Genomic DNA, 26,923 nt, shown 5'->3' with positions numbered 1-26,923 from the left:
TGGCAGGTTCTTGCCGCAAAACCGCTGGATATTATTGCGGAACCTGCCTGGTACAAACCTCTTAATGAAGCCGGCAATTGACGCAAGCGCAGGTGAGGTCTAAAGGGTCGTTATCCCGTGGTGATTTGGCCGGTCGGCTTGCAGCCACGTTAAACAAGTCGCTAAAGGACCGTCGGGCCGCAAGGCCATATGGACCGGTTGCGACTTTCGCGGCCGGTTTTTTTGTGTCTGGAACAAAAGCGATGAGCACCAAGAAGCGTAACTGGAAACCTCAGACCGCACTCGTGCACGGGGGAACGCTGCGTTCCCAGTTCGGCGAGACGTCCGAAGCGATGTACCTCACCCAAGGCTATGTCTACGAGACGGCGCAGGCTGCCGAGGCCCGTTTCAAGGGCGAGGAGCCGGGCTTCATCTATTCGCGCTATGCCAACCCTACCGTCGACATGTTCGAAAAGCGCATGTGCGCGCTGGAGGGTGCCGAAGATGCGCGCGCCACGGCGTCCGGCATGGCGGCGGTGACGGCAGCGCTCCTGTGCAGCGCCAAGGCCGGCGACCATATCGTTGCGGCGCGCGCGCTGTTCGGCTCCTGCCGCTGGGTGGTGGAGACGCTGGCGCCGAAATACGGCATCGAGGCAACGCTGGTCGACGGCACCGACATCGCCAACTGGGAAAAGGCGGTGCGGCCGAACACGAAACTGTTCTTCCTGGAAAGCCCGACCAATCCGACGCTGGAAGTGGTCGACATCGCAGCGGTGGCGGCGCTCGCCACCTCGATCGGCGCCAGGCTGATCGTCGACAATGTCTTTGCCACGCCCTTGCAGCAGAAGCCCTTGCAGCTCGGCGCCCATATCGTCGTCTACTCCGCGACCAAGCACATTGACGGCCAGGGACGCTGTCTCGGCGGCATCATCCTGTCGGACAAGAAATGGATCGACGAGAATTTGCACGACTATTTCCGCCACACCGGCCCGAGCCTGTCGCCGTTCAACGCCTGGACGCTGCTCAAGGGCCTGGAGACGCTGCCGGTTCGGGTGCGCCAGCAGACGGAAAGCGCGGCCAAGATCGCGGATTTCCTGGCAGGACGGCCGGAAATCGCCCGCGTCATCTATCCCGGCCGCGCCGACCACCCGCAGGCCGACATCGTCAAGAAGCAGATGACGGGCGGATCGACGCTGATCTGCCTCGACGTCAAGGGCGGCAAGCAGGCGGCCTTCGCCTTGCAGAACGCGCTCGACATCGTGCTGATCTCCAACAATCTCGGCGACGCCAAGAGCCTGATCACCCATCCGGCGACCACCACGCACAAGAACCTCAGCGACGAAGCTCGCGCCGAGCTTGGCATCGGGCCGGGAACGCTCAGGCTGTCGGTCGGTCTTGAGGATACGGACGATCTGCTGGAGGACGTTGCGCAGGCGCTGAAGGCAGCCGGATAGGCCGCGAGGCGTCACGCTCCCGACGAAACCTCTTCCAGTTCGGCCGTCTTGGTGCCGATGGTCATGATGTTGCCGCGCCAGTCGACGGCGCCGCTCAGCCAGCCGCGCGCCCAGATGGCGGGAAGCATCATGTCGCGCACCATCATCGCCGGGACCATGCGCAGCGACAGGTGCCAGCCCTTGGCCGCGGCCAGCGCGCATTCGGGAATGTAGGCCGCCGTCAGCACGGCCAACACCGTGGCCGGCAGGCTGATGCCGGCACTTGCGGCCGCCACCAGCGCCAACGCCAACGGCACGGCGACGCCGGTCAGGATCTCGGGTGCGAAAAACAGCGGGAAAGTGACGCGGCGCAACCGCGCCCAGCGCGCCTGGCGCGACCAGATGTCGGGAAGTCGGCGCTGCCCCAGTGGTTGCTCGAAAGGCGAGGCAACGAGATTGACGTGCAGGCCCAGTCCGTTGACCAGCTTGGTTGCAGCAGCATCCTCGGCGATCTCGGCGGCCAGCGCACGGATACCGCCACTGGTATCGAGCATCGGCTTGTTCCACAGCATGCTCTTGCCTTGGGCAAAGCCGAGACCGAGCGCCTCGCCGGCATATTGCCAGCGCGCCTGCAGCGTGTTGAGGAACGCGCATTCGACCTCGGCCCAAAAGCCATCCGGCCGAGAGCCGATCGGCGTCGAGCAGATAAGCCCGGTATTGGTCCGCCAGGCCGCCATCAGGTGCTGGACGTAATCCCTTGGCATCAGCACGTTGGAATCCGCCAGAATAACCCAATGATAGCGCGCCGCTTCCCAGCCCTTGACGCAGTTGTTGAGCTTCGGGTTGCTGCTGACGCGGTCGTCGCCGATCAGCAGCCGGGCCGGCACGTTGGGAAACAGGACGATCGCCCTGTTTATCAGTTTGACGACGGGATCGTCGGCGTGAGCGACGCAGAAGATCAGTTCGTAGCGCGGCCAGTCGAGCGAGAAGGCTCGCTGCAGCGTCTCTTGTGTGAACGGCTCCACGCCGCGCGACGGTACGACGATCGAGACCGGTGGCTGCTCGTCGGACGGCGGAGGGATAAGGCGACGCGCTTGCAGTTTCGACGAAGCAAGCAGGATGCTGGCGAGATTGGAAAGAAGCAAAGCGGAGGAAGCGAAGGCGGCTGTGAGAGCTAGTTCCATGAGATCTGGTCACTCCGGAAAGGCCGCTCGCGGCTGCTTTGTCAGTCGACAGATGGGCCTTGAGTCGCCGGCAAGGTTTGCCCACACCAACACTGTCATGTGTCACTTAAATGACATTGTTTGTCGGCACCTCCGCTTTGAGGCTGGCAGGACATGCCGTTGTGCGCGTATCAAACCGCATAGCGCGACAAATGTTCCTTGCCGCGCAACCGGAGCAGCCCATGTATCGCGCCGTCACGCGCAACATCGAAGTGCAGGTCAGACCGTTCTACCTGGAGGACCGCTCGGACCCGGCGGAGAACCGTTATGTCTGGGGCTACCAGGTGACGATCGACAACCAGTCGGACGATTTCGTGCAGCTTATGTCGCGTTACTGGCACATCACCGACGGCAGCGGCCGGATCGAGGAAGTGCGCGGCGCCGGCGTGGTCGGCGACCAGCCTGAGCTCAATCCCGGCGACAGCTATCAATACACGTCAGGCTGCCCGCTCTCGACGCCCTCCGGCTTCATGGTCGGCCACTACACCATGCGCAACAAAAAGGGCGAGACGTTCGACGTCGCTATTCCCGCGTTTTCGCTGGATCTGCCGGGGACGCGGCGGACGGTGAATTAGGGGTTTTCTCCCCATCTCTATACGGGGAGAAATGCCCGGCAGTGCAACGAGGGGCGCCGCCGGACTCATGAGGTTATCTTCCACGCACATGACGTAGGCTATGCGCGGCCATTCACCAAAGTTCGCGCTGCCCCTCATCCGCCCTTCGGGCACCTTCTCCCCGTGAACGGGGAGAAGGAAGAGATGCTACTGAGTTGCAAACTCCGCCGGGTCGAAGTCGTACTGCTTCGAGCAGAACTCGCAGGCGACGTGGATGCCGCCATCTTCGGTGCTGTCCTTGATCTCCTGCGCGGAAAACCCCTCGAGGATGCCGCGTATCTTGTCCCTTGAGCAGGAACATTGGTCGGCGACCGGCACGCCGCCGAAGACGCGCACGCCATGTTCGTGGAACAGCCTGTAGAGCAGCCGCTCGGCGCCGATGGTCGGGTCGATCAGCTCGGTCGGCTCGATGGTGCCGAGCAGCGCCACCAGCTCGCGCCACGAATTGTCGGCCGGCTCCTGCGTCACGTCACGCGGATCGCCGTCGCCGCCCGAAATGTCGGGCACGCGCATGCGCTCGGGTGACTGCGGCAGGAACTGCGCCAGGATGCCGCCGGCGCGCCACTGCTCACGAGCGCCGCCGGGACCTGGCGTCAGCAGCTTGGCCACCGACAGCCTGAGGTCGGTCGGGATCTGCTCCGACTGGCGGAAATAGGTGCGCGCGGCGTCCTCCAGCGTCTCGCCGTCGAGCTGGACGATGCCCTGATAGCGCTGCGTGTGCGCGCCCTGGTCGATGGTCAGCGCCAAAACGCCGCTGCCCAGCAGCGTCTGCTGCGAGGTCTGGCCTGCGGCCACCAGGGCCTCCAGCCGGTCGGCGTCGAAACGCGCATAGGCGCGCAATGCCGAAGGCGTGGAGAAATCCGCGACCAGCATGTCGACCGGGCCGTCGGTGCGGGTCTGCAGGATGAACTTGCCTTCGAATTTGAGCGAGGTGCCGAGCAGCACCGTCAGCACACAGGCTTCCGCGAGCAGGCGGGCGACCGGCTCGGGATAGTCGTGACGGTTGAGGATGGCGTCGAGCATCGGCCCGAGTTGCACGGTGCGGCCGCGCACGTCGAGCGGGCCGACCTCGAAGGGTACGACATGATCGTCGCCGGCATAGCCGAACTCGCCGAGTCTGGGGTGATGTTCAGTCACTTGATGCGTTTCCAACATGACAAAGCTCCAGGGCGCGGCCATGCGGCCCGGAGGGGTGCATGCGTCCAAACGCGCTTGATTTGCGTGATGGGGCGCAAATAGGCATCGCGCCGCCCCGGATCAAGCGCTTGGAGATCAAGCGCCTGGAGATCAAGCGCCCAGACACCAGGCCAAAACCGCCTTCTGGGCGTGGAGCCGGTTCTCGGCTTCGTCGAAGACAACCGAATGCGGACCGTCGATGACCTCGTCGGTGACTTCCTCGCCGCGATGCGCCGGCAGGCAGTGCATGAACAGGGCGTCGGGCTTGGCCCTCGCCATCAGCGCCGCATTGACCTGATAGGGCGAGAAGACATTGTGGCCGCGGGCGCGGTGTTCCTGGCCCATCGACACCCAGCAGTCGGTGACGATGCAGTCGGCTTGGTCGACGGCTTCCTCGGGCGAGCGGGTGAAGTGCAGCTTGCCGCCATTGCTCTTCGACCAGTCGATATGCTTTTGCGCCGGCTCGCTGCCTTCCGGCACTGCGACGTTCAGGTTGAAGCGGAACCGCGCCGAAGCTTCGAGCAGCGAATGCAGCACGTTGTTGCCGTCGCCGGTCCAGGCGATGGTCTTGCCGGCAACCGGACCGCGATGCTCCTCGAAGGTCATGATGTCGGCCATCAGCTGACAGGGATGGGTGTCGTCGGTCAGCCCGTTGATGACCGGAATCGTGGCATTCTCGGTCAGCTCGAGCAGCCGCTCATGCGACGTGGTGCGGATCATGATGGCGTCGACATAGCGCGACAGCACCTTGGCGGTGTCGGCAATGGTCTCGGAACGGCCGAGCTGCATTTCGGTGCCGGTCAGCATGATGGTCTCGCCGCCGAGCTGTCGCATGCCGACGTCGAAGGACACGCGCGTGCGCGTCGACGGCTTGTCGAAGATCATGGCCAGCACCTTGCCTTCGAGCGGTTTGGTCCGTTCGCCGGCCTTGAGGCGCGCCTTGCGCACCACCGCATCGTCCAGCATCAGGCGCAGATCGCCTTCGGAAACGGCGGAAAGATCGGTGAAATGGCGAAGGCTCATCGGGAATGGTTCTCGGGATTACTTCGCGGCGGCCGCGGCGATGGCGTCGGTCAGGCCCTTGGCGCCGGCGCGGATGCGATCGAGCGCTTCGCCGATCTCGGCGTCGGTGACGGTCAGCGGCGGCAGCAGACGAATGACGTTGTCGCCTGCCGGCACCGCCAGCAGATGCTGGTCGCGCAGCGCCATGTTGACCTTGGTGTTGGGCATGGCGCATTTCAGGCCAAGCATCAGGCCGCTGCCCCTGATGCCTTCGATGACATCAGGAAATTCGTCGGCGACCGCCGCCAGGCCCTGCTTCATCAGCAATGCCTTGCGCTGGACGTCTTCGAGGAAGCCGTCTTCCAGCACGACGTCGAGCACAGCGTTGCCGACCGCCATGGCCAGCGGATTGCCGCCGAAAGTGGTGCCATGCACGCCTGCCGTCATGCCGACGACAGCGTCGTCGGTGGCGAGGCACGCGCCCATCGGAAAGCCGCCGCCAATACCCTTGGCAATCGCCATGATGTCGGGCGTCACGCCGGTCCATTCATGCGCGAACAGCTTTCCGGTGCGACCGATACCGCACTGGACCTCATCGAAGATCAGCAGCAGGCCGTGCTGGTCGCAGAGCTGCCGCAGCCGTTTCAAGGATTGCGTCGGCACCGGGCGGATGCCGCCCTCGCCTTGCACCGGTTCGATCAGGATCGCGGCGGTCTCTGGTGTGATCGCCTTTTCGGCGGCGTCGATGTCGTCGAAGCCGACCTGGTCGAAGCCTTCGACCTTGGGCCCAAAACCTTCGAGATATTTGTACTGGCCGCCGGCGGCGATGGTCGCCAGCGTGCGGCCGTGGAAGGCGCCTTCGAAGGTGATGACCCGGAAGCGCTCGGGATGGCCCTTGACGAACTGGTAGCGGCGCGCCGTCTTGATCGCGCATTCGAGCGCCTCGGCGCCGGAATTGGTGAAGAACACCTTGTCGGCGAAGGTGGCGTCAGCCAGCCGCTCGCCGAGCCGGGCCTGCCCCGGGATCTCGTAGAGATTGGAGACGTGCCAGAGCTTGGCCGCCTGTTCGGTCAGCGCCGAGACCAGATGCGGATGGCTGTGGCCCAACGAATTGACCGCGATGCCGCCAGCGAAATCGAGATATCGCTCGCCCTTGTCGGTAACCAGCCAGGTGCCTTCGCCATGGTCGAAGGCCAAAGGGGCGCGGGCAAAGGTCTCGTAAAGCGCCGAACCGCTCATTATATGCGTCTCCGGTACCGGAAAAATCAAAAAAGCCGCCAAAGCGGCGGCCTTTGCGGCTTATCGTGTTTTTCGGCCATGAAGTCAACGAAAACGTCGCGCAGAGGCGCGCGGCAAGCTCCCGACGAGACGCCGGCTCATAAGCGACCGGGCAAGTTGGGGAAAACCTAAAAAACCGATTCGTGTTGCACCTGGGACTCTTGTCACCGAGTCAACACATGAGGTAATTGTAGTCGGGAAATAACTAGATTTCGTGCGGCGGACCTAATCACCTAATATATGTGGTGTCTGCCCCGGCAAAGATTGCCGGGTCGGGAACGGATTCCGGCTGCCGCACACATAGCAGGAGCGCGGTCTCATGAACTGGACTGACGAGCGGGTCGAACTTCTCAGGAAACTGTGGTCGGAGGGCTTGAGCGCAAGCCAGATCGCCGCACAACTCGGCGGGGTCAGCCGCAACGCGGTCATCGGCAAGGTGCACCGGCTGAAGCTGTCGGGCCGCGGACGCTCGACCGCGACGCCGGCGCGTCAGAAGAAGACAACGCAGGGATCTTCGATCCAGAAATCGGTGCCTCGCGCCGCAACCACGCAGCGCCATGTCACGACGTCGATCGGGGCGAACGCGCTGCAGGCGCAGTTCGACGCCGAGCCAGTGGCGCGCCACTACATCCGCCCGGTCGAAAACGTCGTCGTGCCGATCTCGCGGCATCTGCAGCTCACCGATCTCACCGAGCGCACCTGCAAATGGCCGAATGGCGACCCGCTGTCGGAAGACTTCAACTTCTGCGGCAACGAGGCGGCTGAAACCGGACCTTACTGCAAGTACCACGCAAGGGTGGCGTTCCAGCCAGCTTCAGAGCGGCGCAGGAGCCGGTAGTTAGGAATAGGGATTGGGGACTGGGCAGTAGGGAATGGGGTAGCGCTCGTGAGGCGCTACCTTATACTGCCTACTGCCTACTGCCTACTGCCTACTGCCTACTGCCTACTGCCTACTGCCTACTGCCTACTGCTGCCTGCCCCCTCACAGCCACCCACTCTTCCGAAATCGCCAATACAAAAACGAGCAGATCAGCGCGATCGAGACCAATACGACGGGATAGCCGTATTGCATCTTCAGTTCCGGCATGTCGTCGAAATTCATGCCGTAAATGCCGGCGAGCGCCGTCGGCACCGCCAGGATCGCCGCCCATGAGGCCAGCTTCTTGGTGTTCGCGGTTTCCTGGCTCTGGCCGACCAGCAGGCTGGCTTCGAAAGCGAACGCCAGAACCTCGCGCAGGCTGTCGATCTTTTCCTGCACGGTGCGGATATGGTCGGTGACATCGCGAAACAGCGGATGCATGGCGGTATGGATCTGCGGCAGGTCGGCGCTGGTCAGCCGGCGGCAGACCTCGACCAGCGGCAGCGCCGCATTGCGCAGGCGCAACAGATCGCGGCGCAGCATGTAGAGCCGCTCGATGTCGGGACCGGTCATCGGCTTCAGCAGCACCCTGTCCTCGATCGCCTCGACCTCGTCCTCGATCTGCTCGAGCACCGGCATGTAGTTGTCGACGATGAAGTCGAGAATGGCGTAGAGGACGAAATCCTCGCCCTTGGCCAGTGAGTGCGGACAGCTTTCCCAGTGCTGGCGCACGGCGGCGTATGAGGTCGAGGGACCATGCCTGACGCTGACGATATAGCCGGAGCCGACGAACAGATGCGTCTCGCCGAAGGTGACGCGTCCGTCGATCAGCTGTGCAGTGCGGGCAACGATGAACAGCGCATCGCCATATTGCTCGATCTTCGGCCGCTGGTGCGGATGTTCGGCGTCTTCAATCGCCAGCTCATGCAAATGGAATTGCGCCTTGACGCGCAGCAGAAGCTCGCGGTCGGGTTCGAGCAGCCCGATCCAGACGACATGGCCCGACTTCTTGGCCCATTCACCGGCTTCCTCGATCGGAATGTCGGCGATCCGCTTGCCGGCGGTGTAGACGCTCGACGCGATGATGCCGGACGATGCCGGCGCCGGCTTGAACTCTCGGACATATTCCATCGCAGCCTCCTGAGCGCCTGGCCTTGGCCAGGAACCGAGACGCTAACATCCGGGCAGTTTAGCGCAATATGATTAAGCGTTCGAGGGGCGCGCGATCACTTCACCGGCAGCGCCGGCAGGGCAACCTTGTCGGTCTTGTCGCCCTTTGGACGCTCGGCCGGCAACTGCTCGCCGGTGACGATGTAGTAGATCGTCTCGGCAATGTTGGTGGCGTGGTCGCCGATGCGCTCGATGTTCTTGGCGCAAAACAGCAGATGCGTGCACGGCGTGATGTTGCGCGGATCTTCCATCATGTAGGTCAAAAGCTCGCGAAACAGCGAGGTGTACATGGCGTCGATCTGGTCGTCGCGGTCGCGAACGAAGCCTATTTTCTCGACCGAGCGCGAGGCATAGACGTCGAGCACTTCCTTGAGCTGGGTCAAAGCGAGTTCGGCCAGCGCCTCGAGGCCGCGAAACAGGCTGGTCGGCTGGCGGCCGTCAATGACGCTGACCACACGCTTGGCGACGTTCTTGGCGAGGTCACCGACCCGTTCGAGGTCGGCCGAAATGCGGATGGCGCCGACGATCTCGCGCAGATCCGTCGCCATGGGCTGGCGCTTGGCGATGATGACGATGGCTTTGTCGTCGATTTCGCGCTGGCCATCGTCAAGCACGATGTCGTCGCGGATGACCTTCTGGGCGAGGCCGGGATCGGCATTGACCAGCGCCTGGATCGCCTGCTCGACCATGCGCTCGGCATGGCCGCCCATCGCAGCGATGCGCTTCGCCAGGTATTTCAGCTCTTCGTCATAGGCGCTGACAATGTGTACGGACTGCATGGGCGAAATGCCTTCCTTAAATCTTTGGCCTTTTGCGTCGTTTCCTCGACCCCTGTGCTGATACGCTAGCCGGATGACAGAAAGAAGAAACAGGCAGTTAGCAGATAGTACCGCCTCAGCCTGCCGGCAAATGGACCGTGAACGCCGCGCCCTTGCCAACCTCCGACTTGATCGAAAGCCGGGCGTTGTGGCGCGTCAGAATATGCTTGACGATGGACAGGCCAAGACCGGTTCCTTTCTGCGTGCGGCTGCTCTCCACGTCGACGCGATAGAAGCGCTCGGTAATGCGCGGTATGTGCTCTTCCGGGATGCCCGGGCCGTAGTCCCTGATGGTTACATCGATGCCCGGTTCCGGGCCGGCCTCGCCCCGCGCGATCGACACCGTGACGCGTCCGCCAGGCTGGCCGTATTTGCAGGCGTTTTCCAAGAGATTCTCGAACACCTGGAACAGCTCGTCGCGGTCTCCGGGCACGTCGAGCGGCCCCTCGGCGTAGTCGCGTTCGATGACGACGCCGTTCTCGCTTGCGAGCGGACCTAGTGAATCGATGACGCTGTCGATGGTCTGGCGCAGATCGACCTCGGTTCCCGGCCTCAGGTAAGGCTTCATTTCAAGCCTCGACAGCGACAGGAGATCGTCGATGAGGCGCGCCATGCGGCCGGTCTGGTTCTGCATGATCTGCAGGAACTGCTCGCGCGCCGCCGGATCGTTGCGGGCCGGGCCGCGCAACGTCTCGATGAAGCCCGAGATTGAAGCAAGCGGGGTGCGCAACTCGTGGCTGGCATTGGCTATGAAGTCAGCGCGCATGCGGTCGATGCGGCGCGTCTCACTCTGGTCCTTGAATACCAGCACATAGAGATCGGTGGCGTGGCCGACCGAGGACGCGCTGACCCGGTAGGCCCGTTCCACCGGCAGCTTCTCGGTGTAGTCGACGGCATCGGAGGCGACGGTTCCCGACAGCACGCCGTCCAGCAAGGCCTGCATTTCCGGCGCGCGGAATTTTAGCGACAGCGACAGGCCGGGCGCGATACCGACAAAGGCGGCAAAGGCGGCGGCATTGGCGTGGACGATGGTGGCGGTGCGGTCGAAGATGATCAGCGGATCGGCAACGGCAGCCGCAAGATATTCGCCGGAAAGCCGCTGCAGCCCACTCGCCTCGATCGTGGCAATGGTCTCAGCGGACCGGCTGGCGCCTCCGGTTGGCAGAAGCGCGGCGGCCAGCAGCACCGTCAACGCAGCCAGGACGACATAGGCGGAGATACCGGCAAAACCATAAACGGCCAGGGTGGCGATCGCACCGGCGGCAAGCAGCCATCGGCTGTTCCACAGCCGGCCGGCGACGGCCTGCCCCGTGGTTGTCCGCTCTGCGCCGGTGTCAGCCATTCGTGCTTTCCGTGCTTCTGCGCCGGTCCCGCCGAAACTTCCGCTGGACCGGGTTTGAGGCCCCCCATAGCATGAGTCCGCAAGCTGGAAAGGTTCCTCTCGATGAAAAAAGCCAAGGAAAGTCCCGCCGCAGAGCCGGCAAAGGGGCCGCTGAAGATCAAGGTGGACGGCAAGGAGCGGGAGTTCGACATCGAAAACCCCGAGCTTCCCAGCTGGATCGAGGACCACAAACTGACGGCAGGCGACTACCCCTACGACAAGAAAATGAAGACCGAGGAGTATGACGAGACGCTGGAGCGGCTGCAGATCGAACTGGTCAAGGCGCAGGCATGGCTGCAGGCGACCGGCAGCAGAGTGATGTCGCTGTTCGAGGGGCGCGATGCCGCCGGCAAGGGCGGCACCATCTCGGTGCTGCGCCAGTATCTCAATCCTCGAACCGCGCGCAACGTGGCGCTGACCAAGCCGACCCCAACCGAAGTCGGGCAATGGTACTACCAGCGCTACGTCGCCCATTTCCCGACATCGGGCGAATTCGTCACCTTCGACCGTTCCTGGTACAACCGCGGCGGCGTCGAGCCGGTGATGGGCTTCTGCACACCGGAACGGCATGCAAAATTCCTCGACGAGACGCCGCATTTCGAGCGGATGATCTCCAATGAGGGCATCTATTTCTTCAAATTCTGGCTCAACATCGGCCGCGAGACCCAGCTCGAACGGTTTCACGACCGCCGCTGGTCGCCGCTGAAGAACTGGAAGTTCTCGCCGATCGATATTGCCGGCATCACCAAATGGGACGACTACACCAAGGCGCGCGACCAGATGGTCGAGCGCACGCACAAACAGTTCGCGCCCTGGATCATCGTGCGGGCCAATGACAAGCGACGCTCGCGGCTGGCCGTCATGCGGCGCATCCTGTTGTCACTGCCCTATGATGGGCGCGATCTCGACGCCATCGGCAAGGAAGACAAAAAGATCGTCGGCGAAGGGCCGTCGTTTCTCGAGAAGTAGAGACTGGCCTCGATAGGCAGAGGCTGAAATTACAGAGCCCACCCGCACATGGAGGTGGGCTCTGTGGCCATTGTCTAAAGCGCGTCGCATTTGAACGGATTCACGCGACGCGCTTTAGGTCTTTGTTTCATGCATGTCGTTCTCTCAAAACCGGGGCCACTTTGAGCGACATGCATTAAAGCGCGTCGGGTGAAGACAGTCTCACGACGCCTGCCGCATGCCGAGCATGTGGGGGGTGCCCCTGGCCAACACCGGGGCGTGATGGTTGCGGCGCGAACGCACGACATCCAGCGTATGCTCGTTGAAGGTCAGCAGTGTGGCGACGACCTGCTGGTTGCCATAGGTGCGCTGGTAACCGAGCGGCGTCGCCAGGAAGTGCAACTGCAGCGTCCGCAGCACCCACACCGGCTCGACCTCGATAATGACCTGATCGACATTGCGAGCAAGGCCCCATTCGACGAAGCCGGCGATCAGTTCGGTGCCGACCGTAGACACGCCGCGCTTGCCATCGCGAAAGCCTGGCGCCACCGCGTAACGGGTTAGCTCCCAGACATTCGGTCCCGAAGGGCGCTTTCCCTCGCAGAGTTCCGGCATCACATCGCTAAGGAGATGCGGCCGTGTGGTCGGCAGCATCCGATGATAGCCTGCAAGCTCGCCATTGCGTATGACAAGGTGGTGTTCGGCCTCATCATGGTCGAATTGATCGATTTCGAGGCCGTCCGGGCGATCGAGATCGGTCCACCGCATCTCATCGACGAAGACCTTGTAACGCAGGCGATGGACGGCCTCCCATAGGTCGGGACGTTCCATCAGTTGTTGAGTGGTAAGGGAAAATAGCATTAGCCGTCTCCTGGGCTTAAGAGGAAGATACGGCCGGGCTTTCCCGAAAAAATTGCGCGAAGGTGTTGGCAAGGATTTCCAGGCTGCCACAGCCGACATGGCTAATATAGCTGCGTCTAAACGCCTCCGCGATGGCGTGCACCCTGTTGGCGACGCCGAGTCTGCTTTTGGCGTTAAGAAAGCATTAGCCGTCTCAAGAGGACGACAGGGGCCGGTCTTTTCTGAAGATATGACGCCAACACTGCGGCCATAAATTTCGGGCCGCCAGAACCGGCCTAGCTGATATAGCCGTGCCTGACTGCTTCGGCGACTGCCTGCACACGGTTGGCGGCGCCTAGTTTGCTCTTGGCGTTGAGAAGGTGTTTCTCAGAGGTATGCTCCGAGATGCCGAGGATCTGCGAAATCTCCCACTCGGATTTTCCGACCGCCGCCCATTGCAGGCATTCGCGCTCGCGCGGCGTCAATTCAATGTGATCGATAGATTTGCCGGCCGTCGTTTGAAGCTGCATGGCGCGGCCGATGGCATAGGTGGAGGCCAGCGAGACCATTGCGAATTCGGCTTCGGACAGTTCGACCGCCTCACCGCCCAGCGAGACCAGCGCGATCTGGCCTTCGAGCGTGATCAGCGGGAAGGCGAGGCCGTCACGCAGCTTGAACTGGCGGGCGTCGCGCATCACCTCGGCGCTGCTCTTGTCGGCGGGCATGCTTTGAACGGCATCGCGCCATTGGAATGGCGCCCGAAACTGCTTCAAATGGCTGACGACCGGATCGTGGTCGACGTAGTTGCGCGATAAGTAACGCTCCAGCCATTCGCTAGGCCAATCGCAGAGCAGCACATGGTCCTTCGTCTGGCTGCTTGGTGTACCGGGCTGCGGCACCGTTGCGGCTATCAGGGCCGTCAATCCGAAATTCGAGGTGACACTAAGTAGCTGCTCGCACACCGCAGCCGACGTGTCGGCACGCTGCACCCGGTCAATATATTCAAGTGTCCGGTCAAAATAACCCATCGCAACATCTACCCCATGTTGCCTACCGCTCTTGAGACCGATGCTACGTGCCTGCCCCGCACTTAGCCATCAACCCCGGATTGCAAAGCCACATCCTTAGCTTCTCTAACGCCAGCGACCGCCAACCCCGGGCCGACTCTGTGCGGCTATTTGCAACCTCGCCAAAGCATAACCCGAAATTTGCCCGTTGAAATCAAAAACAATTGTGCCTGCGCCGTTTTCGTATCACAAGCCAACGGCCAAGACGGGCGGAGTTTTTTGTGACATCACGCTGGATAACCATCGCCTTGCTGTCGATGCTGATGGGAGTGCAGCCGTTTGCCGGCGCTGCGCGGGCAGCGGAACCGCAGGTACCGGTGCTTTGGGATGCCAAGGAGCGGCTGCCGAAACCGGACCTTTCGGCGCTGCCGAGGCTCAGGTTCCTCACCACAACCGATTTCCCGCCCTTCAATTTTCTCGACGGCACGGGCCGATTGTCCGGCTTCCACATCGACCTGGCGCGGGCGATTTGCGCCGAACTCGACATCGCCGACAAATGCCAGATCCAGGCGCTGCCCTGGGCCGAACTCGACGACGCGTTGCAGAAGGGCGAAGGCGAGGCGATCATCGCCGGCATCGCCGCAACGCCGGAGACGCGGGCGAAGTACAGCTTTTCGCGCTCCTATCTACAGTTTCCGGCGCGCTTCATCATGCCGAAGACCAAGGCCTTCGCCGAGCCGATCCTCGACAAATTGCGCTCGAAGCGGGTCGGCGTGCTGGCCGGCTCGGCGCATGAAAAGATGCTGCGCGATTATTTCGGCACCGTGCAGATCATCCGCTTTCAACGGCCGGAAGACCTCTACAGCGACTTGAAGAGCGCCAAGATCGATGCCGCCTTCGGCGACGGCATGCGCTTTTCCTTCTGGCTGGGCGGCACGGACGCCGCCGGTTGCTGCCGCTTCGCCGGTGGACCCTACCTGGCGCCGGAATATCTGGGGTCCGGCATGACCATTGCCACCCGGGCCAGCGACCCAGCGCTGGCCGCAGCCATGGACTACGCGCTGCAGGAGATATCGGTGAAAGGCACCTTCGCCGAATTCTACCTGCGCTATTTCCCGGTCAGTTTCTTCTGATCCGGTTCTCGGTCCAGCTTTTTCTGATCCGGCCCCGGTCAGCTTCCTCTACGGGCTGGATCAGGTCAGCGTGCGCAGGCGGGCCTTCGCCCCGCGCGCGATGGCTGCGGCGGTCAGCGTGTCGAGATCGAGCTCACGCCGGATCAACTGCAGCACCCGCAATTCCTCCATGCGCATTTCGAGATCGACGGCGGCAACCTCGAAGGCCGCGGCATAGGCGGTGTCGTGCAGCCGTTCGGGCAAAATCTCGGCGACACGCTCGAGCACGCCTTCCAACCCATCCTTTTCATGCAGCATCTTCTGGCAGTCCTGCGCAATGGCGATCAGCCTGTCCTGCTTGAAATCCTCGAACACCGGCCAGCTGCGGACGACGTCGCCGATGCGCGCCAGTTCGATATCGGTCATGTCGCGATCGGAAGCCGAGGTGATGACCATCAGGTAGATCAGGGCTTCATGGGTGGACGGCAACGGCATTCAAAACTCCTTGATAGTGAGGGTCGAAGGTAGGGACGCCACGGCGCCGTCGCAACGAAAACGCCTGATATCGTTGACGCTCCGCCCTGTCGCGCCTAGAGACCCGGTTGAAAAATCTTACCAGCCGCGAAAGCCGGCCATGACTGGAACTTTGACATGACGGGATCAAACATCGCCGATCTCAACCCCGAAATGCTTGCGGCAGCCGCCGAAAGCAAGGCCTGGCCGTTCGAGGAAGCCAAAAAGATCATCGAGCGCTACAAGGGCGGCGACTTCCCGGAGATCGTCCTGTTCGAGACCGGCTACGGCCCGTCGGGCCTGCCGCATATCGGCACGTTCGGCGAGGTCGCGCGCACCTCGATGGTGCGCCATGCCTTTCACGTGCTGACCGGGAACAAGGTCAAGACCAAGCTGCTCTGCTTCTCCGACGATATGGACGGCATGCGCAAAATCCCCGACAATGTGCCGGATCGCGCAGCGCTCGAGCCCTATCTGCATATGCCGCTGTCGGCGGTGCCCAATCCGTTCGGCGGCGACTATCCGAGCTTTGGCGACCACAACAACGCGATGCTGTGCCGCTTCCTCGACACGTTCGGCTTCGACTACGAATTCGCCAGCGCCACGCAGTACTACAAGGCCGGCCGCTTCGATGCGATGCTGGTGCGCGCCGCCGAGCGCTATGAGCAGATCATGGCGGTGATGCTGCCGACGCTGGGGCCGGAGCGGCAGGCAACCTACAGCCCGTTCCTGCCGATCTCGCCGAAGAGCGGGCGCGTGCTCTACGTGCCGATGAAGCATGTCGACGCCAAGGCCGGCAACATCACCTTCGACGATGAGGGCACCGAGACCACGCTTTCGGTGACCGGCGGGAAGGTCAAGCTGCAGTGGAAGCCGGATTTCGGCATGCGCTGGGCAGCGCTCGGCGTCGATTTCGAAATGTTCGGCAAGGACCACCAGACGAACGCGGTGATCTACGACCGCATCTGCAACATTCTCGGCGGGCGCGCGCCCGAGCATTTCGTCTACGAACTGTTCCTGGACGAGAACGGCCAGAAGATCTCGAAGTCGAAGGGCAACGGGCTGACCATCGACGAATGGCTGCGCTACGCGCCGACCGAAAGCCTCGGCCTCTATATGTATCAGCGGCCAAGGCAGGCGAAAAAGCTCTATTTCGACGTCATCCCACGCGCCGTCGACGAGTACTACACCTTCCTCAACGCCTATCCGCGCCAGGACTGGAAGGAGCGGCTGGGCAATCCGGTCTGGCACATGCATGACGGCAAGCCGCCTTCCATCGACATGCCGGTGCCGTTCTCGCTGCTGCTCAACCTGGTCAGCGCCTCCAACGCGCAAAACAAGGATGTGCTGTGGGGCTTCATCTCGCGCCATGCATCTGGCGTGACGCCGGCGACGCATCCCGAACTCGACCAGCTGGTCGGTTTCGCCATCCGCTACTTCGACGATTTCGTGAAGCCGACGAAGACCTTCCGGCCGGCCGACGATGTCGAACGCGTGGCGCTGGAAGCGCTTGGCAACGCGCTTGCTGGCCTGCCGGCCGGCGCCGACGGCGAAGCGATCCAGAACGCTTCGCTCAACGTGGCGCGCAAGATCGAACGCTATCAGGACCATTCGAAGAAGAGCCCGGACGGCGGCCCTGGTGTCTCGGGCGCTTTCTTCCAGATGATCTACCAGGTGCTGATCGGCCAGGAACGCGGACCGCGCTTCGGTTCGTTCGCAGCCCTCTACGGCATCGCCGAAACCCGCGCGCTCATTGAGCGGGCGCTGGCTGGTCAGCTGGCGGCGTAATTTCCGTCCCGGCCGGCGGCGTGTCTATCGCCGGGGCATCGAGGATCGGTTGCGACGCCGTCGGTGCCGCAACAGGCGTTGGCGCCGGTGGCAGGCCGCCAAGATCGGGCGCGGCGCCGAAGACGCCCTTCTTGGCGGCGCGCGCCTTGTCGCCCGCTTCGACATAGGGGCCGCCTGCCGTGGCGCGCGCCCAGCCGTTTTCGACCAGCCACTGGCCGACATCCAGCTTGCCGATGCGGCATTCGGCGGCGACCAGCGCACGGTCGGCCTCCGGCGGCACCTTGCAGGCAACGGCCCGGCCGCGCAGGAAAGACCGGAACGCGGTACGCGCCCTGATACCGCAAGCCCAGGACTTGCCGCCCTCGGTGCAGGTCTCGTCTTGCCTGACGATGTCGATGCCGGAGACCGTCACGGAATAACCATTGGCTTCGATCAGGCCGGCGGCGGCCGCGACCGGCTGGAACAGTTTTGTTCCTCCCCAGTCGTCGACCGCTCTGCGCCCACGCGGCTTGGGCGGCCCGGCCAGCGCCAGGTCGCTCAGCGGCGCGCGTGGCTCAACCCGTTCAAGTTCTTCTACCAGCAGCGGCGGCGGAGCGATGGCCTCGGGATCGATCGCCCTCGAATGCACCTGAGGCGAGTGCATCGGAGGCTTGACGGGCTGGACCTCGGGGATCGCCGACGTCGCCGGCTCCTCGGGCACGGCCTCGGTGTCCGGGTCGATCTGGTCGACAGTAATGGCGGGGCCGTCGCGATGTAGCGCGCGACCGCCGGCGACGACAATGGCGACCATCACCGGGATCGCCAGGAGGGCTATGAGGATTTGAAGCAGACGCACCGCGAGACCTACTGGCTTGCCCAGACGATCCGCGCCACCCATTCGACATCGCGCATCGCGATGTCGCGGTCCGGATGGTCGGGGTTGAGCGAAATCAGCACGATCGATTTCGTCGTCTGGCGGTCGAGCACCTTGGCCATGACTTCGCCGGCATTGGTCTTGACGACGACGCGGTCGCCCTTGCGGGTAGCGGCGCCCGGCTCGACGATCAGCACATCGCCATTGCGGTAGAGCGGCAGCATGGAATCGCCCTGCACCTTCAACGCATAGGAGGTTTCGGTCGCCCGTGCCGGAAGCTCGACAAGGTCCCAGCCCTGGCCTGAGGGATAGCCGGCATCATCGAAGAAGCCGCCGGCGCCGGCCTGGGCGAAGCCGAGCAGCGGCACCGCCGAACGCTGCGGGGCTAACGAGCCCGAAGCTGTCTTGGCACGGCCTTCGACCAGTCCGGTGAATTCGTCGAGCGAAGCGCCTGTCGCCTCGATGATCTTGGCCAGCGATTCGGTCGAGGGCCAGCGCGGTCGCCCATCCGAGGACAGCCGCTTCGACTTGTTGAAAGCGGTGGAGTCCAGACCGGCTCGCCGGGCCAGGCCGGAGGCCGACAACGAATAGCGCTCGGCGAGAGCGTCGATGGCTGCCCAAACTCGGTCATGCGAGAGCAATTCGCTCTCCTCAAAACAGGAAAAAATACCTTTTCCTTCTAACGCGTGGTCATCCGATTGTCCACCGGCGCGCGGCCCGATCCCCTAAAAAGCTGTGTGCGGCGAAGTCGTCATGGATGCCTCAAACTGCCTTGGCAAGGCTGCGCAATCCTTGGTGGGAGGTCATGCAAACCCGCTCGGCCTCGGTCGGCGGCCGCGGTTGAACGGAGCGGTCAAGCGTCCTATTGGACGCGCCAAGGACGCAGTAGCATTTGATTTGGCGCATGATCCTTTCCGAAAATCGATTCCGATTTTCGGGGTCATGCGCGAGGTCGGCGAGCATCATGTAGCGGGCGTTGTTGAGATGGAGGTTGAAGTCGATGTCGGCAGGCAGCGAAAAGCCAGCCGACTTTCGCTGCCGACCGCGTAAAGGGTCACGGCGCGCCTTGCCGTGGCCATCATGCGCGCAAGGCGCCCTCAGACGTACATGGGGCGCTAGCTCAAGCGGCCTTCTGCACCTCGCCTTTCGCATAGGGATCGAAGCGCTGGTAGAAGGTCTCGCCCTTCTCCGCCAGGTCGAGTAGCAGCTTGGGCGCCTTGAACTCGGCGCCGTATTTCTTCTGCAGGCCCTTGGCTATTCTGACGAACTCCCCGACGCCGATGCCGTCGATATAGGACAGCGCGCCGCCGGTGAATGGCGCGAAACCGAAGGCGAGGATCGAGCCGAGATCGGCCTCGCGCGGATCGGTGACGATGCCCTCTTCCATCACCCGGGCCGCTTCCAGCGCAATGGTTACCAGCAGGCGCTGCTGCAGTTCCTCATAGTCGACCTTCTCGGCCTCCAGCTGCGGATAGAGATCCTTCAGGCCCGGCCACAGCTTCTTCTTGGCAGGCTTGGCCGGATAGTCGTAAAAACCCTTGCCGTTCTTGCGGCCGAAGCGGCCATGGGTGTCGACCAGCGTGTTGATCAGCGCCATCTGCCTGGGGTCGACAGACTTGTCGCCGAGGTCCCTGATGGTCTGCTTCATGATCTTCTGGGCAAGGTCGATCGCCGTCTCGTCGGTCAGCGCCAGCGGGCCGACCGGCATGCCGGCGGCCTTGGCGGCGTTCTCGATCATCGGCGCCGGAACGCCTTCGATGAGCATCTTGTAGGCTTCCGACATGTAGCGCAGCACGCAGCGGTTGACGTAGAAGCCGCGCGTGTCGTTGACGACGATCGGCGTCTTCTTGATGGCGCGCACGAAATCGATCGCGGTGGCCAGCGCCTTGTCGCCGGTCTTCTTGCCCAAAATGATCTCGACCAGCATCATCTTGTCGACCGGCGAGAAGAAGTGGATGCCGACGAAATTCTTCGGCCGCGCCGAATTCTTGGCCAGTGCGGTGATCGGGATGGTCGAGGTGTTGGAGGCGAAGATCGCCGACGATTTCAGCACGGCTTCGGCCTGCTCGGTGGCAGCCTTCTTGACGGCCGAATCCTCGAACACCGCCTCGACCACCAGATCGCAGCCGGCGAGATCGGCATAGTCGGCCGACGGCGTGATCATCGACAGAAGTCTGTCCTTCTCCTCGGGCTTGACGCGGCCCTTCGTGACCTGATCGGAGATCAGGCTGTCGGAATGCGTCTTGCCCTTTTCGGCCGACGCCATGTCGCGGTCGAGCAGGACGACCGGGATGCCGGCCTTGGCGGTGACAAAGGCGATGCCGGCACCCATGAAGCCGGCCCCGAGAATACCGATCTTCTTGAACTTGGTCTCCGGCACGCCGGCCGGGCGGCGGGCGCCCTTGTTGAGCTCCTGCAGCGACACGAACAGCGAGCGGATCATCGCTGCTGCTTCCTTCGACTGCATGATTTCGGTGAAATAGCGCTGTTCGATCCGCAGACCGGTGTCGAACGGCACCAGCAGGCCCTCATAGACGCATTTCAGGATGGCCGCGGCGGCCGGATAATTGCCGTAGGTCTCGCGGCGCAGGATGGCGATGGCCGGCGGCCACAGATTGAAGCCGGCCGGCGTATAGATTTGGCCGCCAGGCAGCTTGAAGCCCTTCTCGTCCCAGGGCTGGACGGCTTTCAGGCCGTTCCTGATCATCGCTTTGGCGGTCTCGATCAGCTTGCCGGGTTCGGCGATCTCGTGGATCAGCCCCATCGCCTTGGCTTTCTGCGGCGACAGCGTCTGGCCGGTGGTCAGCATCTGCAACGCCTGCTGCTGGTCGGTCAGGCGCGGCACGCGTTGGGTGCCACCGGCGCCTGGGAAGATGCCGACCTTGACTTCCGGCAAGGCCATCTTGACCTTTTCGGAGTCAGCGGCAACGCGGCCATGACAGGCCAGCGACAGCTCGAACGCGCCGCCCATGCAGGTACCGTTGATCGCCGAGACCCAAGGTTTGCCCGACGTTTCGAGCTTGCGCCACAAGCCACCCATGCGGCCGGCATTGTCGAACAGAAGCTGTGCCGCCTTCTCCGGGTCCTTGGTCTTCTCCTTGGCAAATACGGCCAGCATCTTCTGCAGCATGGTCAGGTCGGCGCCGCCTGAGAAGCTGTCCTTTCCCGAGGTGATCACCGCGCCCTTGATGGCGGCGTCGGCCACCACCTGGTCGATGATCTTGTCGAACTCGTTCATCACCTCTTCGGTGAAGACGTTCATCGAGCGGTCCGGCATGTTCCAGGTGACCATCGCGATGCCGTCTGCGTCCGTGTCGACCGTGAAGTTTGTATAAGTCATGTCTCTCTCCTTCCGGCCGAAAATCAGACGCGTTCGATAATCGTTGCGGTGCCCATGCCGGCGCCGATGCAGAGCGTCACCAGAGCGGTGTTCAAATCGCGGCGCTCGAGCTCGTCCAGCACCGTGCCCAGGATCATCGCGCCGGTGGCACCGAGCGGATGGCCCATGGCGATGGCGCCGCCATTGACGTTGATCTTGTCGTGCGGGATTTCGAATGCCTGCATGTAGCGCAGCACCACTGAGGCGAAGGCCTCGTTGAGCTCGAACAGGTCGATATCCGACAGCTTCATCTTGGCGCGCTTCAGAAGCTTCTCGGTGACGTCGACCGGACCGGTAAGCATCAGCACCGGCTCGGAGCCGATGTTGGCAAAGGCGCGGATGCGGGCGCGTGGCTTCAGGCCCATCGTCTTGCCGGCCTTCTTCGAGCCGAGCAGTACGGCGGCCGCACCATCGACGATGCCGGACGAGTTGCCGGCATGGTGGACGTGGTTGACCTCTTCGACTTCCGGATGCTTCTGCACGGCGACCGCGTCGAAGCCGCCCATTTCGCCAGGCATGACGAAGGACGGGTTGAGCGAGGCCAGCGACTGCATGTCGGTCGACGGCCGCATATGCTCGTCATGATCGAGGATGGTGAGGCCGTTCTGGTCCTTGATCGGTATGACGGAGTTCTTGAAACGGCCATCGGCCCAGGCCTTGCCCGCACGCTTCTGGCTCTCGACCGCATAGGCATCGACGTCGTCGCGCGAAAAACCGTATTTGGTGGCGATCAGGTCGGCCGAAATGCCTTGCGGCACGAACCAGCCGGGCAGGCCGACGGACGGGTCCATGAACCACGCGCCGCCCGAGGCGCCCATGCCGACGCGCGACATCGATTCCACGCCGCCTGCAATGACGATCTCGTCGGCGCCTTGAGCGATCTTGGCGGCGCCGAAATTGATGGCGTCGAGGCCTGAGGCGCAGAAGCGCGAGATCTGCATGCCCGGCGCCTTGTTATCGTAGCCGGCCTCGAAGGCGGCGGCACGCGGAATGACGGAGCCGGCTTCGCCGACCGGATCGACGCAGCCGAAGATGATGTCGTCGACGTTTGCAGTGTCGAGGCCGTTGCGGTCGCGCAACGCTTCAAGCGTCCTGGCCGCAAGCCGCACCGCCGGCACCTCGTGCAGCGAGCCATCCTTCTTGCCCTTGCCGCGCGGTGTGCGCACGGCGTCATAGACATAAGCTTCAGCCATTTGCTTGCTCCTTGCTTTGCCGACGTCGCTCTCAGAGAGAGCGGCCGATCAGCAATTTCATGATCTCGTTGGTGCCGCCGTAGATGCGCTGGACGCGGGCGTCGCGGAACATGCGGGCGATCGGATATTCATTCATGTAGCCATAGCCGCCATGCAATTGAAGGCATTCGTCGACGACTTTTCCCTGCAGGTCCGAGAGCCAGTATTTCGCCATCGACGCCGTCACCGGATCCAGCCCGCCATTGATGTGGCGGGTGACGCAATCATTGTAGAAGACGCGGCCGATGGTGGCCTCGGTCTTCAGTTCGGCGAGCTTGAACTGGGTGTTCTGGAACTCGATGATCGCTTTGCCGAAGGCCTTGCGGTCCTTGACGTAGTCGATGGTCAGAGCAAGCGCGCGCTCGATCATGGCGATCGCGCCGGTGCCGATCTGCAGGCGCTCCTGCGGCAATTGCTGCATCAGCTGGATGAAGCCCTGTCCCTCTTCGTGGCCAAGCAGGTTCGAGGTCGGCACGCGCAGATCATTGAAGAACAGCTCCGACGTGTCGTTGGCCTTCAGGCCGATCTTGTCGAGGTTGCGGCCGCGTTCGAAGCCTTCGGCCTCGTCGGCCTCGACGACGATCAGCGAGGTGCCCTTGGCGCCTTTGGCCGGATCGGTCTTGGTGACGACGATGATGAAATTGGCCAGTTGGCCATTGGTGATGAAGGTTTTCGAGCCGTTGATCTTGTACTGGTTGCCGTCCTTCTCGGCGCGCGTCTTGACGCCTTGCAGGTCGGAGCCGGCGCCCGGCTCGGTCATGGCGATGGCGCCGATCAGTTCGCCGGTTGCCAGCTTCGGCAGCCATTTCTTCTTCTGCTCCTCGGAGCCGTAATGAAGGATGTAAGGGGCAACGATCGCATTGTGCAGGCCGATGCCGAAACCGTCGACGCCGACATGGCCGATCGCCTCGATGATGGCGCTCTCGTGCGCGAAGGTGCCGCCGGAGCCGCCATATTCCTCCGGCATCGAGGCGCAGAGCAGGCCGGCGGAACCTGCCTTGCGCCAGCTCTCGCGGTCGACCATCTCGTTCTTCTCGAACTCGTCGTAGCGCGGCGCGATCTCTTCCGACATGAAGCGATGCGCCATGTCGTAGAGCATGCCGACTTCGTCCGCCGCCCAGGCGGGCTTCGGCAAGGAGAGCACTTCGGCTGGATTTGTCATGCCGTTTCTCCCGCGCCAACGTCCCCCTCCCCCTCGAGGGGAGGGTGGCCGCGAAGCGGTCGGGTGGGGTCGCCGATGACGTGCTCGACCTTATCTTCGGAATTGACGCGGGTTTGGGGCATTGCGATCATCTCCTACCAAAGCGCCAACCAGCCGGCGCACTGCACGCAAGGACCCCTCCCGGCCCTTCGGGCCACCCTCCCCTCAAGGGGGAGGGGGACGCCAGCCATTTCTAGAACGCTTCCGCAGGCAGCGCCATTAGCGTGTCCGCACCACTGGAAATGCGGGCGAGATGTGCCGATGTCTCGGGCATGATCCGCTCCATGAAGAAGCGCGCCGTCACCACCTTGTTGTCGTAGAAAGCCCCATTTTCGTGGACAGATTGGGAGCCATTGGCGCCGGTCTTGCCGAGCGCGGCCTTGGCCATCTGCGCCCACATGTAGCCCAGCGCCACAAGGCCAAAGAGATGCATGTAGTCGGTGGATGCGGCGCCGGCATTGTCGGGCTTGGCCATGCCGTTCTGCACCAGCCACATCGTCGCCGCCTGCAGATCGTTGAGGCCCTTCTTCAACGCCTTGGTGAACGGCGCCAGCTTCTCGTCGGCACGGTTCTCCTCGCAGAACTCGCCGACGTCCTTGAAGAAAGCCTGCACTGCGCGGCCGCCATTCAGGCCAAGCTTGCGGCCGACAAGGTCGAGCGCCTGGATGCCGTTGGCGCCTTCATAGATCATGGCGATGCGGGCATCGCGCACGAATTGGCTCATGCCGTGTTCTTCGATATAGCCGTGGCCGCCGAACACCTGCTGCGCCATGACGGCATGGTCGAAGCCCTTGTCGGTGAGCACGCCCTTGATCACCGGCGTCAGCAGGCCTGTATAGTCGTCGGCCGCCTGGCGATCCTTGTCGTCGGCGGAGCGGTGGGCGATGTCGGACTTGATCGCCGTCCACAGCGCCAGCGCGCGGCCGGCCTCGTTGAAGGCCTTCATGGTCATCAGCGAGCGGCGGATGTCGGGATGGACGATGATCGGATCGGCTTGTCTGTCCGGCGCCTTGGCGCCCGACAGCGAGCGGCCCTGCAGCCGGTCCTTGGCGTAGGAGACCGCGTTCTGGTAGGCGATCTCGGACAGCGACAGGCCCTGCAGGCCGACGCCGAGGCGGGCTTCGTTCATCATCGTGAACATCGCCTTCAGGCCGCCATTGGCCTCACCGAGCAGCGTGCCTTCGGCCTCGTCATAATTCATGACGCAAGTCGAATTGCCGTGTATGCCCATCTTCTCCTCGATCGACCCGCAGGAGAGCGTGTTCTTCTCGCCCGGATTGCCCGAGGCATCGAGCTTCAGCTTTGGCACGATGAACAGCGAGATCCCCTTCACGCCTGCCGGCGCACCTTCGATGCGGGCCAACACGAGATGGACGATGTTTTCCGACATGTCGTGCTCGCCGGCCGAGATGAAGATCTTCTGGCCTGAGATCTTGTAGGTGCCGTTGCCGTTCGGCACCGCCTTGGTGCGCAGCAGGCCGAGATCGGTGCCGCAATGCGGCTCGGTCAGGTTCATGGTACCGGTCCAGGACCCCTCGACCAGCTTCGGCAGCCATGTCGCCTTCTGCTCGTCGGTACCGTGTGTGATGATCGCAGCGATAGCGCCTTGAGTCAGGCCGGGATACATCATCAGCGCCATGTTGGCCGAAACCATGTATTCGGCAACCGCGGTGTGCACGGCATAGGGCAGCCCCTGGCCGCCGAACTCGACGGGCGCCGCCAGTCCCATCCAGCCGCCTTCGCGATACTGGTCGTAGGCTTCCTTGAAGCCCTTCGGCGTAATCACCGAGCCGTCCTCATGGCGCACGCAGCCTTCGATGTCACCGACGCGGTTCAGAGGATGCATAACGTTTTCGGCAAGCTTGGCGCCTTCGGCGAGGATCGCCTCGACAACGTCGGGCGTCGCGTCGGCAAATCCGGGAAGGTTAGAGTAGCGCTGATAACCCAGCACCTCGTTGAGCACGAACAGCGTGTCCTGGACCGGCGCCCTGTAGATCGGCATGTGTTTCCTCCACCATGCGGGTCTTGGCCGCGAGATCGGGCCCCGAAACATGAGGTTGGGGCGGCATGCGGGCCAATGTTGAAAGCGGGATAGCAAAAATTGACGTTTGCGTAAACGTCAATTTTGTCGCCGGGACAAAATTTACCTATGCCAGCCTATCGGCACGAGCGGTGCATGGCTTTGTGCAAAGCGAGGGGGGTCAAACAAAAAGAGCCGCGCGGGCGGGCGCGCGGCTCTTAAGTTCAAAGCTTTCGCCGGGAGCTGCGGAGCAAAATCAGCTGGCGGCGCTGGCCGGGGCCGAACGCTCGGACAGCATCTGGCGCACGGCCGACATCGAGCCGCTCAACTCGTTGATGGCGTCGTCGATCAGCGCGCGCTGCTTCTGCAGGCGGGCAAGCTGCTTCTCCGACTTGTCGAGAGCCAGCCGCAGCTGCTTGGTGTTGGATCCCGTCGGATCGTAGAGATCCATCATCTGCTTGACGTCGCGTAGCGAGAACCCGACCTTGCGGCCGAGCAGGATCAGCTTCAGCCGCGCCTTGTCGCGACGCGTGTATAGCCGCGTCGCCCCATCCCGCTTTGGATTGAGCAGGCCCTTGTCTTCATAGAAACGCAGCGTGCGCAGCGTCACGCCGTATTTCTTGGCCATCTCGCCGATGCGCACGAGCTCCTCACTGGCTTCGGCAGACATATTGTTGGTGTTGGCCGCGGCTTCGCCGGGCGAAACAAGTTTCATAGTCACTGGCTTTCCCCTGTCGTGGCATCGCGGTCTCGGACCTTGCAACGCCTGAGTGGAAGCGGGGGCATGCTTCCAGTCGTGGTTTCAACTAATTCATCGCAAAAGGCACGAACGGCGCCCCTCTTACGTTTACGTCAATTCTATATCGATAGCCGCCGCATGACGCAAGGGCGTTCTGGGATTGCGAAACCTTATGCCGCACCCCCCGGCGCCGGGTCCGAACGGGCACCGCCTGTATTTCAGCAATGCCGTAACTTCTTAAGCTTGGTTAACACCTTGTTTACCACGATGGGTGAAATGTGCGGATGTCGGTCACCCGTGTTTATCCTGTAGCGAATTTTTCACGGTTTTTCGGAGAGCGGGCCTGGCCCGGGAAGCT

At 62.8% G+C, this 26,923-nt stretch carries 23 protein-coding genes, 1 pseudogene and 1 riboswitch; of the genes and pseudogenes, 6 read left to right on the top strand and 18 right to left on the bottom strand.

Annotated features, from left to right (window positions below; translation table 11 throughout):
• The first annotated feature begins 107 nt into the window (after positions 1–107).
• A riboswitch (SAM riboswitch) is annotated at positions 108–185 on the top strand.
• A gap of 57 nt (positions 186–242) precedes the next feature.
• Positions 243–1,433, top strand: coding sequence for an O-succinylhomoserine sulfhydrylase (locus tag ACYG97_RS27800; protein ID WP_023669633.1), 1,191 nt, complete (start codon positions 243–245; stop codon positions 1,431–1,433).
• A gap of 11 nt (positions 1,434–1,444) precedes the next feature.
• Here the strand turns inward: ACYG97_RS27800 and ACYG97_RS27795 are convergent, their stop codons facing one another.
• Entirely contained in the window at positions 1,445–2,596 is a 1,152-nt protein-coding gene (locus ACYG97_RS27795; RefSeq protein ID WP_023732407.1) for a ceramide glucosyltransferase, read from the bottom strand.
• Positions 2,597–2,817: 221 nt separating this feature from the next.
• Between ACYG97_RS27795 and apaG the strand changes: the two genes are divergently transcribed.
• Positions 2,818–3,210 carry a Co2+/Mg2+ efflux protein ApaG gene (apaG, locus tag ACYG97_RS27790; protein WP_023681948.1) on the top strand — a complete coding sequence of 131 codons (393 nt, stop codon included), beginning with the start codon at positions 2,818–2,820 and terminating at the stop codon, positions 3,208–3,210.
• Positions 3,211–3,396: 186 nt separating this feature from the next.
• On the opposite strand, the gene ACYG97_RS27785 is transcribed toward apaG, so the two are convergent.
• The 3 genes from ACYG97_RS27785 to ACYG97_RS27775 all read right to left on the bottom strand — a co-directional run bounded on the left by ACYG97_RS27785 (position 3,397) and on the right by ACYG97_RS27775 (position 6,666).
• The gene (locus tag ACYG97_RS27785; RefSeq protein WP_031261895.1) at positions 3,397–4,428 is read right to left on the bottom strand and encodes an Hsp33 family molecular chaperone; all 1,032 of its coding nucleotides are present in this window, start codon (positions 4,426–4,428) and stop codon (positions 3,397–3,399) included.
• 108 nt (positions 4,429–4,536) lie between these two features.
• The gene (argF, locus tag ACYG97_RS27780; RefSeq protein WP_023669629.1) at positions 4,537–5,448 is read right to left on the bottom strand and encodes an ornithine carbamoyltransferase; all 912 of its coding nucleotides are present in this window, start codon (positions 5,446–5,448) and stop codon (positions 4,537–4,539) included.
• A gap of 18 nt (positions 5,449–5,466) precedes the next feature.
• On the bottom strand, positions 5,467–6,666 hold the full coding sequence (locus tag ACYG97_RS27775; RefSeq protein WP_023681950.1) for an aspartate aminotransferase family protein: 1,200 nt from the start codon (positions 6,664–6,666) through the stop codon (positions 5,467–5,469).
• A 358-nt stretch (positions 6,667–7,024) separates the two neighbouring features.
• Here ACYG97_RS27775 and ACYG97_RS27770 point away from each other — a divergent pair, with 358 nt between their 5' ends.
• On the top strand, positions 7,025–7,543 hold the full coding sequence (locus tag ACYG97_RS27770; RefSeq protein WP_023669627.1) for a GcrA family cell cycle regulator: 519 nt from the start codon (positions 7,025–7,027) through the stop codon (positions 7,541–7,543).
• 144 nt (positions 7,544–7,687) lie between these two features.
• On the opposite strand, the gene ACYG97_RS27765 is transcribed toward ACYG97_RS27770, so the two are convergent.
• The 3 genes from ACYG97_RS27765 to ACYG97_RS27755 all read right to left on the bottom strand — a co-directional run bounded on the left by ACYG97_RS27765 (position 7,688) and on the right by ACYG97_RS27755 (position 10,894).
• A complete protein-coding gene (locus tag ACYG97_RS27765) occupies positions 7,688–8,695 on the bottom strand; it encodes a magnesium and cobalt transport protein CorA (RefSeq protein ID WP_023669626.1) in 1,008 nt (335 codons plus the stop codon).
• A gap of 95 nt (positions 8,696–8,790) precedes the next feature.
• On the bottom strand, positions 8,791–9,513 hold the full coding sequence (gene phoU, locus ACYG97_RS27760; protein ID WP_023692535.1) for a phosphate signaling complex protein PhoU: 723 nt from the start codon (positions 9,511–9,513) through the stop codon (positions 8,791–8,793).
• A 115-nt stretch (positions 9,514–9,628) separates the two neighbouring features.
• On the bottom strand, positions 9,629–10,894 hold the full coding sequence (locus ACYG97_RS27755; RefSeq protein ID WP_023732410.1) for an ATP-binding protein: 1,266 nt from the start codon (positions 10,892–10,894) through the stop codon (positions 9,629–9,631).
• A 102-nt stretch (positions 10,895–10,996) separates the two neighbouring features.
• On the opposite strand from ACYG97_RS27755, the gene ppk2 reads away from it, so the two are divergent.
• Positions 10,997–11,902, top strand: a complete 906-nt coding sequence (gene ppk2, locus ACYG97_RS27750; protein ID WP_023732411.1) for a polyphosphate kinase 2 — start codon at positions 10,997–10,999, stop codon at positions 11,900–11,902.
• Between the two features lie 201 nt (positions 11,903–12,103).
• Here ppk2 and ACYG97_RS27745 read toward each other — a convergent pair whose 3' ends face one another.
• Together ACYG97_RS27745 and ACYG97_RS27740 are read right to left on the bottom strand one after the other, a co-directional pair.
• On the bottom strand, positions 12,104–12,742 hold the full coding sequence (locus ACYG97_RS27745; protein ID WP_023681954.1) for an acyl-homoserine-lactone synthase: 639 nt from the start codon (positions 12,740–12,742) through the stop codon (positions 12,104–12,106).
• Between the two features lie 275 nt (positions 12,743–13,017).
• Positions 13,018–13,749: a helix-turn-helix transcriptional regulator gene (locus ACYG97_RS27740; protein WP_023669621.1), complete on the bottom strand. Its 732-nt coding sequence runs from the start codon at positions 13,747–13,749 to the stop codon at positions 13,018–13,020.
• A gap of 296 nt (positions 13,750–14,045) precedes the next feature.
• Between ACYG97_RS27740 and ACYG97_RS27735 the strand changes: the two genes are divergently transcribed.
• Positions 14,046–14,861, top strand: coding sequence for a transporter substrate-binding domain-containing protein (locus ACYG97_RS27735; RefSeq protein ID WP_050590359.1), 816 nt, complete (start codon positions 14,046–14,048; stop codon positions 14,859–14,861).
• Positions 14,862–14,921: 60 nt separating this feature from the next.
• On the opposite strand, the gene ACYG97_RS27730 is transcribed toward ACYG97_RS27735, so the two are convergent.
• Complete coding sequence (locus ACYG97_RS27730) at positions 14,922–15,335, bottom strand: tellurite resistance TerB family protein (protein WP_023703444.1); 414 nt, start codon at positions 15,333–15,335, stop codon at positions 14,922–14,924.
• 156 nt (positions 15,336–15,491) lie between these two features.
• On the opposite strand from ACYG97_RS27730, the gene ACYG97_RS27725 reads away from it, so the two are divergent.
• Positions 15,492–17,141 (top strand): lysine--tRNA ligase, encoded by a 1,650-nt coding sequence (locus tag ACYG97_RS27725; protein ID WP_023732412.1) that lies wholly within the window; start codon positions 15,492–15,494, stop codon positions 17,139–17,141.
• On the opposite strand, the gene ACYG97_RS27720 is transcribed toward ACYG97_RS27725, so the two are convergent.
• The 8 genes and pseudogenes from ACYG97_RS27720 to ACYG97_RS27685 form a co-directional block, all read right to left on the bottom strand.
• The gene (locus tag ACYG97_RS27720) at positions 17,104–17,976 is read right to left on the bottom strand and encodes a thermonuclease family protein (protein ID WP_023732413.1); all 873 of its coding nucleotides are present in this window, start codon (positions 17,974–17,976) and stop codon (positions 17,104–17,106) included. The two genes, ACYG97_RS27725 and ACYG97_RS27720, sit on opposite strands and share 38 nt — an antisense overlap.
• 8 nt (positions 17,977–17,984) lie before the next feature.
• The gene (locus ACYG97_RS27715; protein ID WP_023715330.1) at positions 17,985–18,635 is read right to left on the bottom strand and encodes a S24 family peptidase; all 651 of its coding nucleotides are present in this window, start codon (positions 18,633–18,635) and stop codon (positions 17,985–17,987) included.
• 310 nt (positions 18,636–18,945) lie between these two features.
• Positions 18,946–19,073: pseudogene (locus tag ACYG97_RS27710) on the bottom strand (thioesterase family protein); the annotation flags it as partial.
• A gap of 41 nt (positions 19,074–19,114) precedes the next feature.
• Positions 19,115–21,334: a 3-hydroxyacyl-CoA dehydrogenase NAD-binding domain-containing protein gene (locus ACYG97_RS27705; RefSeq protein ID WP_023732414.1), complete on the bottom strand. Its 2,220-nt coding sequence runs from the start codon at positions 21,332–21,334 to the stop codon at positions 19,115–19,117.
• Positions 21,335–21,357: 23 nt separating this feature from the next.
• Positions 21,358–22,566: an acetyl-CoA C-acetyltransferase gene (locus ACYG97_RS27700; RefSeq protein WP_023669613.1), complete on the bottom strand. Its 1,209-nt coding sequence runs from the start codon at positions 22,564–22,566 to the stop codon at positions 21,358–21,360.
• Between the two features lie 31 nt (positions 22,567–22,597).
• Positions 22,598–23,767 carry an acyl-CoA dehydrogenase family protein gene (locus tag ACYG97_RS27695; RefSeq protein WP_023681961.1) on the bottom strand — a complete coding sequence of 390 codons (1,170 nt, stop codon included), beginning with the start codon at positions 23,765–23,767 and terminating at the stop codon, positions 22,598–22,600.
• Between the two features lie 232 nt (positions 23,768–23,999).
• Positions 24,000–25,808 carry an acyl-CoA dehydrogenase gene (locus ACYG97_RS27690; RefSeq protein ID WP_023715326.1) on the bottom strand — a complete coding sequence of 603 codons (1,809 nt, stop codon included), beginning with the start codon at positions 25,806–25,808 and terminating at the stop codon, positions 24,000–24,002.
• A gap of 274 nt (positions 25,809–26,082) precedes the next feature.
• Positions 26,083–26,541 (bottom strand): MerR family transcriptional regulator, encoded by a 459-nt coding sequence (locus ACYG97_RS27685; protein WP_023669610.1) that lies wholly within the window; start codon positions 26,539–26,541, stop codon positions 26,083–26,085.
• Positions 26,542–26,923: the final 382 nt, after the last annotated feature.

The organism is Mesorhizobium sp. W067 (genome assembly GCF_054719525.1).
The sequence above is the reverse complement of the archived record's forward strand: the minus strand, read 5'-3'. Positions and strand labels throughout refer to the sequence as shown.

Bases quoted from the DNA above. Each gene is read 5' to 3' on its own strand.
- ACYG97_RS27800 (WP_023669633.1), top strand. From the start codon at position 243: ATGAGCACCAAGAAGCGTAACTGGAAACCTCAGACCGCACTCGTGCAC.
- ACYG97_RS27795 (WP_023732407.1), bottom strand. From the start codon at position 2,596: ATGGAACTAGCTCTCACAGCCGCCTTCGCTTCCTCCGCTTTGCTTCTT.
- apaG (WP_023681948.1), top strand. From the start codon at position 2,818: ATGTATCGCGCCGTCACGCGCAACATCGAAGTGCAGGTCAGACCGTTC.
- ACYG97_RS27785 (WP_031261895.1), bottom strand. From the start codon at position 4,428: ATGGCCGCGCCCTGGAGCTTTGTCATGTTGGAAACGCATCAAGTGACT.
- argF (WP_023669629.1), bottom strand. From the start codon at position 5,448: ATGAGCCTTCGCCATTTCACCGATCTTTCCGCCGTTTCCGAAGGCGAT.
- ACYG97_RS27775 (WP_023681950.1), bottom strand. From the start codon at position 6,666: ATGAGCGGTTCGGCGCTTTACGAGACCTTTGCCCGCGCCCCTTTGGCC.
- ACYG97_RS27770 (WP_023669627.1), top strand. From the start codon at position 7,025: ATGAACTGGACTGACGAGCGGGTCGAACTTCTCAGGAAACTGTGGTCG.
- ACYG97_RS27765 (WP_023669626.1), bottom strand. From the start codon at position 8,695: ATGGAATATGTCCGAGAGTTCAAGCCGGCGCCGGCATCGTCCGGCATC.
- phoU (WP_023692535.1), bottom strand. From the start codon at position 9,513: ATGCAGTCCGTACACATTGTCAGCGCCTATGACGAAGAGCTGAAATAC.
- ACYG97_RS27755 (WP_023732410.1), bottom strand. From the start codon at position 10,894: ATGGCTGACACCGGCGCAGAGCGGACAACCACGGGGCAGGCCGTCGCC.
- ppk2 (WP_023732411.1), top strand. From the start codon at position 10,997: ATGAAAAAAGCCAAGGAAAGTCCCGCCGCAGAGCCGGCAAAGGGGCCG.
- ACYG97_RS27745 (WP_023681954.1), bottom strand. From the start codon at position 12,742: ATGCTATTTTCCCTTACCACTCAACAACTGATGGAACGTCCCGACCTA.
- ACYG97_RS27740 (WP_023669621.1), bottom strand. From the start codon at position 13,749: ATGGGTTATTTTGACCGGACACTTGAATATATTGACCGGGTGCAGCGT.
- ACYG97_RS27735 (WP_050590359.1), top strand. From the start codon at position 14,046: ATGCTGATGGGAGTGCAGCCGTTTGCCGGCGCTGCGCGGGCAGCGGAA.
- ACYG97_RS27730 (WP_023703444.1), bottom strand. From the start codon at position 15,335: ATGCCGTTGCCGTCCACCCATGAAGCCCTGATCTACCTGATGGTCATC.
- ACYG97_RS27725 (WP_023732412.1), top strand. From the start codon at position 15,492: ATGACGGGATCAAACATCGCCGATCTCAACCCCGAAATGCTTGCGGCA.
- ACYG97_RS27705 (WP_023732414.1), bottom strand. From the start codon at position 21,334: ATGACTTATACAAACTTCACGGTCGACACGGACGCAGACGGCATCGCG.
- ACYG97_RS27700 (WP_023669613.1), bottom strand. From the start codon at position 22,566: ATGGCTGAAGCTTATGTCTATGACGCCGTGCGCACACCGCGCGGCAAG.
- ACYG97_RS27695 (WP_023681961.1), bottom strand. From the start codon at position 23,767: ATGACAAATCCAGCCGAAGTGCTCTCCTTGCCGAAGCCCGCCTGGGCG.
- ACYG97_RS27690 (WP_023715326.1), bottom strand. From the start codon at position 25,808: ATGCCGATCTACAGGGCGCCGGTCCAGGACACGCTGTTCGTGCTCAAC.
- ACYG97_RS27685 (WP_023669610.1), bottom strand. From the start codon at position 26,541: ATGAAACTTGTTTCGCCCGGCGAAGCCGCGGCCAACACCAACAATATG.